This is a genomic window from Denitratimonas tolerans, from assembly GCF_037203605.1.
In the GTDB taxonomy this organism is placed as follows: domain Bacteria; phylum Pseudomonadota; class Gammaproteobacteria; order Xanthomonadales; family Xanthomonadaceae; genus Denitratimonas; species Denitratimonas tolerans.
Map to the genome: position 1 here is coordinate 112,059 of NZ_JBBDHC010000009.1, position 13,986 is coordinate 126,044.

Sequence of the window (13,986 nt, forward strand, 5' to 3'; positions counted from 1 at the left end):
GCCATTGAATCCGGCGACCGGCGGCCGAATACCGCGCCTGCACGGCAGGCTTCAACCCTCGCGCAGGCGGCGGGCGAGCCCGCCGGTCCGCTGCAGCGCGGTACCAAGGCAGGCGGCAACGGCGGGCGTCGTCGCCCACAGGTCGATCGCCCGGCGGGCGCGGGACAGCGCCGTGTAGAGCATCTGGCGAGACAGCAGCGGGTGGGCGGCGTCGGGCGGCAGCAGCACCGCGATGCGGTCGTACTCGGAGCCTTGGCTCTTGTGCACGGTGAGCGCAAAGGCGCATTCGTGCGCGGGCAGTGCGTCCGGATCGAAGCGGCGCGGCGCGCCGTCGTGCGAGTCGGGTGCGGGATCGAACAGCACCTGGAGGCGCTCGCGCCCGCTCGCCGCACGCAGACGCAGGCACAGCCCGATATCGCCGTTGAACAGGCCCGCCGCCGCATCGTTGCGGGTGATGACCACGGCGCGGCCGGGATACCAGCGCGTCTCGGGCGGCAGGCCGGCGCGCTCGCGGTAACCGCGCTCGATCCGCAGCGCGGACTCGACCGCTCCGAACGGGCCTTCGCGCAGCGCGCACAGGAGCTGGCGACGACCCAGCGTGGCCAGCGCGCGCTGCTGTGAGGCGGGGTCGTTGGCGTCGATGGCGTCGAGCGCGCCGGCCTCGCGCGCCTCGCGCTGCAGCTGCGCGGCCCAGTCGACCAGGCGCGCGCCGAGCGTGGCCCCATGCGCGACGCGGTGGAAGGCGGCGTGTTCGCCGGCGGCATCAATGGCCTCGTGGAACCGCGCCGCATCACCGTCGCGCACGGCGGCGTTGATCGCGCCCAGCGCCTGATCGGCGCGGAAGCTGTGGCCCAGACGCGCCAGCGCCGCGTGTTCGCCCAGCGCCTCGACCACGTCGGCCAGGGCCGAGCCGGTGCCGATCGCGGGAAGCTGGTCGGCATCGCCCACCAGCACCAGCGTGGCGCTGTCCGGCAGCGCCACCAGCAGCGCGCGCAGCAGGGCCAGATCGACCATCGAGGCCTCGTCCACCACCACGATGTCGGCGGCCAGGCGGCGCTCGGCGTCGAAGGTGAATCCGGCCTGCGGGCCGCGGCTGCCGAGCAGGCGGTGCAGCGTCGCGCCCGGGGCGGCGTGCGCCAGCGCCAGCTCCGGCTCCCACCCGGCGGGAAGCCGCGCCGACAGTGCCAGGGTGCCTTCGCGCAGCGACTGGGTAAGCCGCTGAGCGGCCTTGCCCGTGGGCGCGGACAGGCACACGCGCGGCAGGCACCCGTGCCGCTGTCGGAAATCGTGCGCCAGCGCCAGCAGCATCCGCAGCACGGTGGTGGTCTTGCCGGTGCCCGGGCCGCCGGTCAGCACGAACAGGCGTCGGCCGCAGGCGCGGCGCACGGCCTCGCGCTGGGCCAGGGCTTCGGGCGGCGCGCCGTCGAACAGCGCATCGAGCGCGGCGTCCGCGCCGGGTGCGTCGTCGCGCGGGGCCTCCAGACGCGCGCGCAGCGCCGCCGCGACGGCGCGCTCGTGCAGGAAATTGCGGCGCAGGTAGAAGGCGTCGCCGTCGAGCACGAAGGGCGCGTTCGAATCCGCGCCGGCCGGCGTGCCGATCCAGCGCGGCGCGTCCTGCGCCAGCGTGCGCAGGTCGGCGGCGAGGTGCCCGATGTCGGGCGCGCCGAGCCGCGCGGCGTGGCCGGGTTCGAGCATCAGCGCCACGTCGCCCTGACCGTCGGCCAGGCTCGCCCACGCGGCCGCCTGCGCCAGCGCCGGCGCGCCGCCGTGCGCGAGCACCCAGCGCGCCACCGTGCGGTCGAGATCGCGCCAGCGCTCGTTCGCGCCGGGCAGGGCGCGCGGACGGAAGTCGAACCGTGAGGCGCTCATTCGCCGGCTCCCGGGGCCGCGCCCAGCTCGCGCTGCGCGGCGTCGAGCAGGGCGTCGCTGAAGCGGTGCCGCCAGACGCCGCAGGCCGTGCCGTCGCCGAGGCGCAGGCCGACCGCGCGGATGAAGAGGTACCAGCAGTCGCCGAGGTGGCGCTCGCGCGCGTAGGCATCGCCCAGGCGCGTGCGCAGGTAGCGCTCCACCGCGACCGCGTAGAGCAGGGCCTGGAAGCGGTAGCGGTGCGCATCCATCGCCGCGTCGAGCGCCGCGCCGGCGTAGTCCTCCAGCGCCGGTGCCTGCCGATCGCCCAGCGCGTTGCCCTTCCAGTCGAGCACGTGGACGCGGCCGTCGTGCTGGAACACCAGGTCGATCTTGCCGTTCATCAGGCCGCGCAGCGCGCCCCCGCGCGCCGGCACGAGGTCGGGATAGCCGACCGCGCGCGCGGTGGCGTCCAGGCGCGCGAGCGAGGTGCCGTCGAGCGCGTAGTTGAATTCCATCTCGTGGCGCTGCCCGGCGGCCGGCACCTGTGCAAGGCGCAGGCCGCGCCCGTCGAGGTCGGTTTCGAGCACGGCATCCAGCCGCGCCGCGATGCGCTCGGCCAGCGCGGCGGTATCCAGCGTCGGGTCGCGCACCGCGAAGCGCTCCAGAAGGCGCTGTGCCGAGGCGGTTTGCGCGGCGAGCGGTTCGCCGATGCGGTGTTCTTCCAGCAGCGCATGGACGGCGTTGCCGAAGGCGGGGCCGGCGACGCCGGCGAGCGCGTCGAGCTGCGCGTGGCGGGTGCGGGACGGCGCTTCGGTTTCCTCGGGCAGCGCCTCGAACCCCGCCGTGGATTCGTCGTTCGCCGCGGCGTCCGGATCAAGGGTGCCGGCGTGCGCGCCGGCGGTCAGGGTGGTGAAGCTGTGGCGCGAAGGCAGCGTGCCTTCGCGCGCCGGCGGCATGGCGCGGGCGCCGCGCTTGACCTGTGCGCCGTCGGCCTGCGGCGCGCGCCGGAACTCCGCTTCGGGCCAGGCTGTTTCGATCCGGAACGCAGGCGCATCGCCGCCGGGCGGCTCGAGCTCCGCGGCGGCCAGCACCAGCGGCGGGGCCAGCGGGCCGGTGGCGTTCTGGTGCGGCCGTCCCAGCCAGACCTGCGCGCCGAGCCGCGCGCGCGTCAGCGCCACATAGAGCACACGGTAGCGCTCGTCCTGCTCTTCGCGCCGCACGGTCTCCAGGTCGTCCGGCGTGCTGGCAATGCGGCGGCTGCCATCGGGCAGCGAAAGCAGGCTCACGCCGTCGGGCGTCCGCCCGACGTGGTTCCACATCAGCGGCAGGAACACCAGGCCGAACTCCAGCCCCTTGCTGGCGTGCAGGGTCATCACCTGGGCGCAGCGCGCGTCCGACTCCAGCCGCAGCGCGCGCGATTCGGCGGCCTCCTCGTCACCGCTGCCCGCGTCGATTTCCCGACGCATGAAGGCCAGCAGCGAATCCATGCCGTCGCAGGATGCGCTCGCGTCCTGCAGCAGTTCGCCCAGATGGCGAAGGTCGGTGAGCACGCGCTCGCCCCCGGGCCGCGCGAGCTGATCGGCGGCGACCTGCTCCACCAGCGCGCCGACCACGGCCAGCACGCCCGCCTGCTGCCAGTCGCGCTGCCAGCGGCGGAAGCGCGCGCTGATCGCGTCCCAGGCCTCGGCGTCATCGCGCAGCGCGCGCAGCGCCCGGTAGCCCGTGCCCCACAGTTCGGTGGCGAGCGCGGCGCGAATCCGCCCGGCGTCCTCGCAGTGCGCGATGGCGTCCAGGATGAGGCACAGATCGCGCGCGGTGTCGCCATCGAACACGCTGCCGCGCCCGCGGTTGACCACGGCCACGCCGCGCTGGCGCAGCAGGTGGGTGATGCGGCTGGCGTCGGCGTTGCTCGGCACCAGCACGCAGATGTCCGAGGCCGCCAGCGCACGGTCGTCGATGCGGTGGCCGCCGGCCGGATCGAGCAGTGCGACGATCTGCGCGGCGCAGGAAGCCAGCGCGAGCTCGCGGTTGCTGTTTTTCTCCGAGGCATCGCGGTGGAAGGTCAGCGCGGGTGCCGCGCGCCCGTCTACGGTGTAGCGCGCAGCCTCGGCACCGGGCGCGGCCTCGACCCGCGCGTAGCTGATCGGGGTTTCCGAGCCTTCGCCGCCGAGGCGTTCCCCCACGCGGGCGTAGAAGGCGTTGAGCGCCTCCACGAACGCCTTGCTGGAGCGGTAGTTGACCGCCAGCCGCAGGGTGTGTGCGTCGGCGGTGGCGCGGGTGTAGGTGTGGATGTCGCCACCGCGGAAGCGGTAGATCGCCTGCTTGGGGTCGCCGATCATCAGCAGGTGCCCGCGCGCGGTGCCGTCGGCCTCGCGGTAGATCGCATCGAGCACCGCGTACTGCACCGGATCGGTGTCCTGGAACTCGTCGATCAGGGCCACCGGCCAGGCACCGATCAGGGCGTCGGCCAGCGCGCGTGAGCCGTCGGCCGCCGGTGCCAGCGCGCGTTCCACCGTGGTCAGAAGTTCGTCGAAGCCGAGCCGGTTGGCGGCGCGCAGGCGCGCATCGAGCTGCGCCCGGCCCCAGTCCTGCATCGCAGCGAGGCGGCGCAGGCGGCGGGATTCGAGCAGGGCGGCGTAATGCTCGAAGAATCCAGAGGCCGCATCGAGCGTTGTGCAAATGCCCGGGTCGGTCTGGAGAGTATTTTTGAGCCCGGTGCGCCCGCGGATGCGCTCCGCCAGCTGCTTGCGTTCTTTCGAAAATGCCGCGGCGTTGGTTCCCTGCGATTCGATCAGCTCCGCCAGCGCAATCAGGCCGCGCGGCAGGGCAGCGTTCGCTTTCCAGATTCCTTCGCGAGTCGCGAGCGCGCACAGCGCCGCGGCCAGTGCGCCATCCCACAGCGCCGCCTCGTCCACCGCGGGGGGAGCGGGCACGACCACGCCCGGCTGCAGCACCGCCTTGAGCTCGCGCGCCAGCGCCGCACGCGCAAGGTCCGCCAGGCAGGGCTGCGCCGCGTCCCAGGCCTCATGCGCGTCGGTTGTCACGGCGTCGCGGCGCGCGTGGACGAGCCGCCACAGGTCATCGGCGAGCGCCGCGTGCCAGGGCTCCAGCGCGGTCAGTTCGGGCACCTGGAAGGAGGCACCGGCCGCGAACGGGTGTTCGGCCAGGATGCGGCTGCACAGCGAGTGCAGGGTGCCGCAGGGGGCAAGGTCGAGTTCGGCCAGCGCCAGCGCCAGGCGGCGTGCGTCGGCGTCGCGCCTCGCTGGATCGCGCCAGCGCCGGTGCAGCCAGCGCAGGTCGCTTTCGGAAGGTTCCGGTTCGCCGGCATCGAACCGCCGGGCGCGCGCCAGGCTCGATTCCAGCCGTGCGCGCAGTCGCTGCGTCAGCTCGGCCGCTGCGGCGTTGGTGTAGGTCGCCACCACGATCTGACGCGGCGAGAACCCCTGCTCCAGCACCAGGCGCAGGTAGAGCACGGCGAGCGTCCAGGTCTTGCCGGTGCCGGCGCTGGCTTCCACCCGGCTGCGGTGGCCGGAGGAAAGGTCGAGTGCGGTCCAGTCGGCCAGGGCGTTCATCGTGCCGCCTCCGCATCCGGCGGCAAGGGCGGGAAGATCAGCGACTCCAGCGAGACCGCCTGTTCCAGCAGCGCGCGCGTCTGCGGGTCGTCGGGGCGCGGCTCGAACGCCAGCCCGCGCGCGAGCAGGCGGTTCCATCCGGGTGCGTGATCGCGCTCGCCGCCGTGCTGGCCGCCGTCGAAGCTTTTTTTCGCCGCGAAGGCGATGGCACCGAGGTCGTCCCGCGAACCGCCCTTTTCCGCCTGCCTGGACCAGGCGTCCAGCGCCGCCTGGCTGGTGGCGGGGAAATACGCCGGCGGTTTTGCGCCGGCCGCGTGCCACAGCGCGCCGAGGCGGGCGAGGCGGGCGCGCAGGTCGTCGAGCATCGCGGCGCGATCCGCCGCGCTGGCGCAGAACTGCGTGTCCCAGGCAATGAGGTGTTCGGCCAGCGCGCATTCGCCGTCCGCGAGCAGCGCCGGGCGCACCGGCAGGGGCGCGGTGCGCACGAGGCGCAGCGCCGCCCACTGGATGAAGACCGCGACGCGCCGGCCCAGATCGAGCGCGTCGCCGGAGCGCAGCGCCGGGGCGCTTCCCGGCTTGGGAAAGGGCAGCACCAGCTGCCAGACATCGCCCTGCATCGCCACGTTTGCGATGCGGCCACCCAGGCGCAGCGGTGGCGCAGACGACAGCGCGATGTCCACGTCCACGGCGTGCAGCGGCGCGCCGTCGAGGCCGCGCTCGCGCGCCGCGTCGAGCAGGGCCGTCACCGCCTCGGCTTCGGCGCGCCACGCCGCTTCGCCCAGATCGCCGGGCGGCAGGTAGCCGCCGAGCGCGAGCCAGTCGGGCGGCGCGTCGGAACGCCAGCGCGCCGCGCCGTCCGGGTCGAATCCGGCCGGCAGCGCCTCGCCGAGAAACACCCGCTGGGCGATGCCGTCGATGGCCGCAAGGCGGCCGTCGAGCGGCTCGCTTTCCGGCAGCGCCTCGGCATCGAGGCCGTCGAGCTTCAGCCCGAGCCGGTCGTGCAGCAGATTTTCCGCAGGCCGCCGCCAGTAGCGGAGCAGTTCGCGCAGGCCGACCGCCTCGGGCATCGGTTCGGGCGCTGCCGCCTCGCCGTCGAGGAAGGGCGGCGCTTCACCGTCGCCGCCGCCGTGCATCGCCGCGAGCGCGGCCGAGTGCGAGAACAGCGCCGGATCGCTGCCGTCGAAATGGCGCGCGTCGAAGGCCTGCAGCGGGTGCTGCACGCGCCAGGGCCGCGCCTGCGGGTCGGCACAGTCGAACGGCAGCCCGGCGGCGCGATCCAGTTCCGACAGCAGCTCGGCCAGGGGCGCGGCGGGATTGCGCGGCGCGCCGTCGCGCGCGCCCTGCCCCAGCCAGGACAGGTGCAGGCGCTGGCGCGTCGACATCAGGGTTTCCAGGAACAGCCAGCGGTCGTCGCTGCGCGGATCGCGGTCGCCCACGCGGCGCAGCCGCGCCATCAAATCCAGCCCGCCGTCGCGGCGGCGGCGCGGGAAAACGCCTTCGTCCAGGCCCAGCACAGCCACCATCGCGAACGGGATGGCGCGCTGCGGAACCATGCCGCAGAAGGTGATGCCGCCCATCAGGAAGCGCTGGCGTTCGGGCACGCCGTCGAGCGCTTCCAGCAGCACCTCGCGTACCTCGGAAAAATGCAGCAGCGGGTCTTCGCCCACCTGCGCCGGGTCGCCGGCGATGCGCGCGATGGCTTCCTGCAGCGCGTCCCAGGCGGCGCGTGCGGGCTCATCGCCCGGCGCGATGCGCAGCAGGCGGTCGAAGCGCGTGCGCAGCACCTCCACCCACGCGCTCGCCTGCCGCTCGGACTGCGCCAGCGCGCGCCAGGCCTGCCACTCCTGCGCCAGATGATCGAGCGCGCCGAGCGCGGCGGCATCGGGGCCCTGCACGCCGCCGATCGGCAGCAGTGCCATGCCGTCGGGCAGATGCAGCGCACGGTCGTCCTCGCCCGGCGGCGCATCGGCCACCAGATAGCCGGCCACGAGGCGATCCAGCGCCCAGGCCAGGGTGTGCGCGTGGGCCGCGTCGGCACCGGCCTCCTGCCGATGGTGCGCATCGAGCGCCCAGGCCGCGCGGCTGTGGGCGAGCCAGCCGCGCAAGGCGTCGTGCCCGCTGGCGGAAAGCTCCAGCGCGCGCGCCACGTCCGGCATCGCGAGGATGTCGGCGACTTCGGGCAGGGTGGCGCGGCTCTCGCCCCAGTCGAGTACCTGCGCCACGGTGGTGAAAAGAGGGTGGCTGCGCTTCACCGGAACGTCCGCCAGATGCCAGGGCAGCCAGGACTCGCGCGCGTCGCCCGGTGCGCCGAACACCGACGGCAGGAGCGGCGCATAGGCGGCGATGTCGGGAGCCATCACCACGATGTCGCCCGGCGCGATGCCGGCGGATACCGCGTCGAGCAGGGCCTCGCGCAGCACTTCCAGCTCGCGCAGGCGGGTGTGGCAGGCGTGCACGCGCAGGCTCGGGTCGGCGCGTCGCGGTGCCCACCACGCAGCGCGGCGTGCGGCGAGGGCGGCATCGGATTCGCCGTCGGTGCGCTGCGGATACGGCTGCGCATCGAACAGCAGGTCGGGCTGGAGACGGCGCACGCTCTCCTGGACCCGTGCCAGAAGGGTCGCGGGCGCGGCGTCGGCGCGATCGTTGTGGTCGCGGATGTCGGCGCGCGCCTCCCACTCGGGCAGGCTGGCGTAGAAGTGCTGGCCCAGCCGCCCCCAGCGCGCCAGCAGCGGATGCGCCTGGGCATCATCGAGCCAGTCGCCGCTGCCGGCCGCCTGGATGCGCGCGGCTTCGTCGGCCCGCCATGCGCGCAACTCCGCCATGCCGCGCGCGTTCGCCTCGGCGGACAGGCCGCCCCAGTATTCGCGGCAGGGGTCGGGCAGGTAGAGGTAGACCGGCGCGCATCGCGCCCAGGCGCGCAGCACCTGCTGTTCGCCCGGCGCCAGGTGGCTGAAGCCGAAGACGTGCAGCGGTTCGGCGAGTTCGGGGCGGGTCTCGAGCGCGCGCGCGAGCGCCTGCGTGAGCGCGGCGCGGTGCGCTCCCAGGCGCTGCGCGAGGTGATGCCAGAGCGGGGCCAGCAGGTTCTGTTCGAGTGCGCTCGCGGGATCCTCATCGGCGAGCGTCGCCGTGGCAAAACGGCCCTTGCCCGCCTCCCACGCGGCCAGCCAGTCGGGGCGATAGATCAGGTATTGCGAGAACACGCCGGCCAGGTGATCGGCGAGCTGGAAACGGCGTCGCGCGGCGTCGCCCGGGGCATCGCGGCTTGCCGCCGGCGCTCCGGTGAGGCGCGCATCGCGCAGGCCCGGCACGCTGGAGCCGGGTGCGAGCGCGGCGTGGATTGCCCAGCGCAGGCTGGATCTGCGCCAGCCCGCCAGCCCTTCGGCGGCGTTGCCCAGCGCCGCGCATGCGGTGCGATCGAGCCAGGCGCTCGGCAGGGCCACCTCGACGTTGGCCACGATTCCCCCCGCGCCGACGCCGCGCGCCATTGCGCCCACCAGCCACTGCTTCATGCCCGGGTGCGCCGCGATCACGGTCTGCGGTGCCAGCAGGTTCGCCGGCCGGTGCGCGGCCAGCGCGGTCATCAGTGGCGGCACCAGGGCTTCGAGCCGGCTGGCGCGCAGGATCACGAGCTGGGATTCGGGGGTGTGGGTCAAGCGTCGCCTCGGATGCAGGATGGGAGCCGGTGCCGCGATTCCCGGCGCAGGCGGCTCCCGCGGCCGCAAGCGTACCGGCGGCGCGGGAATCCGTGCACCATCATCGCGGTGGTACGCGACAAACCGCGTCGGCTGCGGCGATCCTCGGGCGCGTGTGGCAAGGCCGGAACGCGACGACCGCCGCAGGCGGCACCGCCGGGCTACCATGGCCCGGTCCCGCAGGGTGTCATCGACATGAATCAGCGCGCCTGGGTAGCCTCGGCCATCCGCACCATCGAAGCCGACTTCAACCGCTCGGCCGATACCCACCTGATCCCGCTGCCGCTGCCGGGCTATCCGGGCATCGAGGTGTACTTCAAGGATGAATCCAGCCATCCCACCGGCAGCCTCAAGCACCGTCTGGCGCGCTCGCTGTTCCTCTACGCGCTGTCCAACGGCTGGCTGCGCGAGGGCGGCACCGTGGTGGAGGCGTCGAGCGGTTCGACCGCGGTTTCCGAGGCCTACTTCGCGCAGCTCCTGGGTCTGCCCTTCGTGGCGGTGATTCCCACCTGCACCTCGCCCGACAAGATCGCCGCGATCGAGTTCCAGGGCGGGCGCTGCCACCTGGTGGAAGACCCGGCCGCGATCAATGCCCAATCCGCCCGCCTGGCGCGCGACCTGGGCGGGCACTTCATGGATCAGTTCACCTACGCCGAGCGCGCCACCGACTGGCGCGCCAACAACAACATCGCCGAGTCGATCTTCAAGCAGATGGCGCAGGAACCGCATCCGGTGCCCGCGTGGATCGTCTGCAACCCCGGCACCGGCGGCACCAGCGCCACGCTCGGGCGCTACGTGCGCTATCGCCAGCACGGCACCCGCATCCTGTGCACCGATCCCGAACATTCGGTGTTCTTCGACTACTACCGCGGCGCGCTGGAAGGCCGCGCCGATCCGGATCTCACCCACCACTGCGGTTCGCGCATCGAAGGCATCGGGCGGCCGCGGGTGGAGCCGAGCTTCATCCCGGCCTGCGTCGATGCCATGGCCAAGGTGCCCGACGCGCTCAGCCTGGCGGCGATGCGCTACGTCAGCCGCCGCCTCGGGCGGCGCGTGGGCGGTTCGACCGGCACCAACTTCGTCGGCGTGCTGCTCGCCGCGCGCCACCTGCGCGCGCAGGGCGGCGAAGGCTCGATCGTCACCATCCTGTGCGACGGCGGCGAGCGCTACGCGCACAGCTACTACAGCGACGCCTGGTACCGCGAGCGCGGCATCGACACTGTCGACGCCGACGCGCGGATCGCGGCGCTGGCCGCGGGTGAAGGCGAACTGGCGCTGCCGGTCGCCGGGTGCCTGTAACCCCGGCCGACCGGCTGACCTGCTTCAGCGCCCGATCGGTGGAAACTGCGTCGGCGCGGGCGGTGCCACCATCGGCGCGGGCGCATTGCCCTCCAGTTCCTCCATCAGCTCCCGCACCGCGCGCTCGATGCTCGGATCACGGCCGGCGGCGATGAGCTCGGGTCGGTCGATCACCTCGATGTCGGGCGTCACGCCGACGTTCTCCACCGCCCACTTCCCGTCGGTGTCCATGAAGCTGAAGGTGGCCGCCAGCACCGCGCCGTTGTCCACCAGGCGCGGGTTGCCGGAAATGCCGATCAGGCCGCCCCAGGTGCGCGTGCCGATCAGCTTGCCCAGCCCGAACTTGCGGAAGTAGTACGGCAGCGCGTCGCCGCCCGAGCTCGACAGCCCGTTGATCAGCATCGCCTTGGGGCCGCGGTGGTGCAGGAAGGGCGTGGCGTTGGGCTCGAGCCCGCGCTGCTTCCAGTAGTTGAGCGGGGTGCGGGTGAGCAGTTCGATCAGACGGTCGGGAATGAAGCCGCCGCCGTTGTAGCGGTCGTCGATGATGAGCGCGTCCTTGTCGTGGTAGGCGAGCAGCCCCTTGAACAGCTCGCGGCTGCCTTCCACGGCGGTATTGGGCACGTGGATGTAGCCGATGCGCCCGCCCGAGAGCTGCTCCACCATGCGCCGCCGGCTTTGCACCCAGTCGAGATAGCGCAGCTCCTGCTCGCTGGTGAGGGTGCGGACCACCACCTCGCGTGCGCCGGCCTCTTGCGGCCGGGCGTTGACGCGCAGGCTGACGAGGCGGTCGCCCTTGTTCTCCAGCAGGCGGTAGATGTTGTCGACGCCGCGCGTGGAGATGTTGTCGATGGCGATGAGGTACTCGCCTTCCTTCACCTTCACGCCCGGCTCGGTCAGCGGAGAGCGGGTGCGGGCATTCCAGTTCTCCCCGGCGAAGATGCGCGCGATCTTCACGTAGCCGCTGGGGTCGGACGCGAACGCCGCTCCCAGCAGGCCGCCGGGCTTGCGCGGTACCGTGCGCTGGTCGCCCGATTCCACGTAGACGTGCCCGGAGTTGAGTTCGCCGACCAGCTCCTGCAGCACATGGTCGAGATCGGTGCGGGTGCGCGCGGCGTGCGCGAGGGGTTCGTACTGCGCGCGGATGGCGTTCCAGTCCTGCCCGTGCATGCCGGGGTCGTAGAACCAGTCGCGCAGGATGCGCCAGGCGTCGACGAACATCTGGTTCCACTCGCGCGCGGGCTCGATGCGCAGCTCCATCCGGTCCAGCGCCAGCTTGCCCTTGGCCAGATCCGCTTCGGGCTTGGCATCGACGATGGAGAACTGCTTGCCGTTGCGCACCAGCAGCTTCTTGCCGTCGGCGGAAAGCGCGTAGCCGGTGGCTTCGGCCACCTTCTGCACCTTGGCATCGGGCTTGAGCGAGAGGAAGCCGAGTTCAGCGGCGGCACCGCCGCGCCCGCTGCCGGTCATGTCGAGGAAGAACACACCCTCGGCGCTGGCCGAAAGCTCCTGGTAGTTGCCCGCCGGCGCGTTGAGTACGACGGTGCGCTGGTCGAAGCCCGGGATGTCGAAGACCAGGCGCGCGGTGGCCCCGTCCTTGCCGTCCTCGCCGCTCTTGTCGGCCGCTTCTTCGGCCGCCTGGCCCACCTCATCCGGGCGCGGGCGATACAGCGCCGGGCCGTCGGCCGCCAGCGTGGCGGCGTAGATGCGCGTGGCGTCGCGATACAGCCAGTTGAACTCGTAGGAGGAGAACGCGAGGTTGAAGTCGCGGTTGGAGAGGAAGTAGAGGTAGCGTCCCTTGGGATCGAAGGCCGGGCTCATCGCGGTGGTTTCCGCCGAAGTGAGCTGGCGCGTGGCACCCGTGTCGAGGGCATGAAGCCACAGCGCGCCGTTGCCGTTGGCGTGCTGCTTCACGTAGACCAGGAAGCGGCTGTCGGGCGAGAAGACGTACTGGGTGATGTCGGCGAAGGTGCCGGCATCGACTTCGCCGGTGCTGCCGGAGGCCACGTCCACCACGCGCAGGCGCTGGCGCTTGTCGGCATAGGCGAGCTTCTTCGAGTCGGGCGACCACACCGGCGCGAAGCGCCAGATGTCCCCGTCGGTCGTCACGCGCCGCGGCTCGCCCTTGCCGTCCTGGGCCTGCACCCAGATCTCGTACTCGCCGCTGGCGTCGGACAGCCATGCGACCTGGCTGCCGTCGGGCGACCAGCTCGCGCTGTGTTCGCGCGCATCCGGACTGCGGCTGATGTTGCGCGGCTCGCCTTCTTTCACCGGCACGGTGAAGACCTCGCCGCGCGCGCCGAACAGCGCGCGCTCGCCGCCGGGCGACAGCCCGAAGGATTCGACGAAGTCACCGGCCTTGACGAAGCGCGGCTGGGTGTCGGGCGCATCGCCCGCGACCCGGATCGGCACCTCGCGCGCCTGGCGCGTGGCCGGATCGAAGTGCCAGATGCCGCCGCCCTTCTCGAACACGATTGCGTCCGGTCCGGCGCTCGGCCAGAGCACGTCGAAATCGCGGAAATCGGTGAGCTTCTCCGCCTCGCCGCCGGTGGGTGCGATGGCGTACAGGTTGAGCTTGGTGTCGTTGCGGTCGGAGACGAAATACACCCTGTCGCCCACCCACATCGGCTGGTGGTTGGTGGCGCGGTCGTTGGTGAGCTGCAGCGAGGTGTTGGCGGCCAGGTCGTAGATCCACACGTCCTGCGCGCGCCCGCCGCGGTAGCGCTTCCAGCTGCGGAAGTCGCGGTCGATCGGGGTGTAGACGAACTTCGTGCCGTCCGGACTCAACATGCCGCCGCCGGTTTCCGGCACCGCCATCGGCGCTTCCAGGCCGCCGTCCACCGGCACGAGGTACGGCCGACCGGCGCGTTCGTCGTAGGGCAGGCGGTTCATGCGCACCACGATGTGCCTGCCGTCGGGCGTCCAGTCGAGCACGCGGTAGTCGGTGCCGCCGCGCGGCGGCATCGGGCCCACGTCGCTGTACCAGGTGAGCTGGCGCGGCTCGCCGCCGGCCGTGGGCATCACGTAGACCTGGCGGGTGCCGCTGTATTCGGCCGAGAAGGCGATCCGACTGCCGTCGGGCGAGAATTTCGGATAGAGCTCCTGCCCCTCGTGCGAGGTAAGCCGGAATGCGGTGCCGCCCTGTGCGCTGACCACATGGATGTCGCCGGCATGCACGAAGGCGATGCGCCCGGCCTGGATGTCGGGCTGGCGAAGGAGCGCATCGGGTGCGGCCGACGCGGCGGCGCTGAAGGCGAGAACGCACAGTGCGGCAAACAGGGAAAGTCTCATCGGCCCCTCGGCAGTGTCGGATGCGAAACCGCAAGTATGCCTGCCCGGCGCGTGCCGGCGCATGCCGGAAGTCGGGGGGGTGAGCGGGGCTTTCGAGCCGCATGCGGCGAGCCCGCGAACGCCCGCCGGCATGCAAGCCGGCGGGCCGGGCGTCCAGGGTCACCCCAGGGCACGGGAAGAATCCGCGCCCCGCAACGTCGGAAACCCATCGCGAGCCCGCGAACGCCCGCCGGCATGCAAGCCGGCGGGCCGGGCGTCCAGGGTCACCCCAGGGCACGGGAAGAATC

The 13,986-nt window shown here is 72.7% G+C and carries 5 protein-coding genes; 1 reads left to right on the forward strand and 4 read right to left on the reverse strand.

All coding sequences use genetic code 11. The features are described from left to right. Positions 1–51: 51 nt before the first annotated feature. The 3 genes from recD to WB794_RS08075 are packed head-to-tail and all read right to left on the reverse strand — an operon-like array spanning position 52 to position 9,073. A complete protein-coding gene (recD, locus tag WB794_RS08065; protein WP_337335340.1) occupies positions 52–1,869 on the reverse strand; it encodes an exodeoxyribonuclease V subunit alpha in 1,818 nt (605 codons plus the stop codon). Then, positions 1,866–5,420, reverse strand: a complete 3,555-nt coding sequence (locus tag WB794_RS08070; protein WP_337335341.1) for a UvrD-helicase domain-containing protein — start codon at positions 5,418–5,420, stop codon at positions 1,866–1,868. Before WB794_RS08070 ends, recD begins: the two co-directional genes overlap by 4 nt. Then, positions 5,417–9,073, reverse strand: coding sequence for an exodeoxyribonuclease V subunit gamma (locus WB794_RS08075; RefSeq protein ID WP_337335342.1), 3,657 nt, complete (start codon positions 9,071–9,073; stop codon positions 5,417–5,419). The genes WB794_RS08070 and WB794_RS08075 overlap by 4 nt, the downstream gene beginning before the upstream one ends. Before the next feature lie 234 nt (positions 9,074–9,307). Between WB794_RS08075 and WB794_RS08080 the strand changes: the two genes are divergently transcribed. Beyond that, positions 9,308–10,411, forward strand: coding sequence for a PLP-dependent cysteine synthase family protein (locus WB794_RS08080; protein ID WP_337335343.1), 1,104 nt, complete (start codon positions 9,308–9,310; stop codon positions 10,409–10,411). A 24-nt stretch (positions 10,412–10,435) separates the two neighbouring features. Here the strand turns inward: WB794_RS08080 and WB794_RS08085 are convergent, their stop codons facing one another. Next, complete coding sequence (locus WB794_RS08085) at positions 10,436–13,699, reverse strand: S41 family peptidase (RefSeq protein ID WP_337335344.1); 3,264 nt, start codon at positions 13,697–13,699, stop codon at positions 10,436–10,438. Positions 13,700–13,986: the final 287 nt, after the last annotated feature.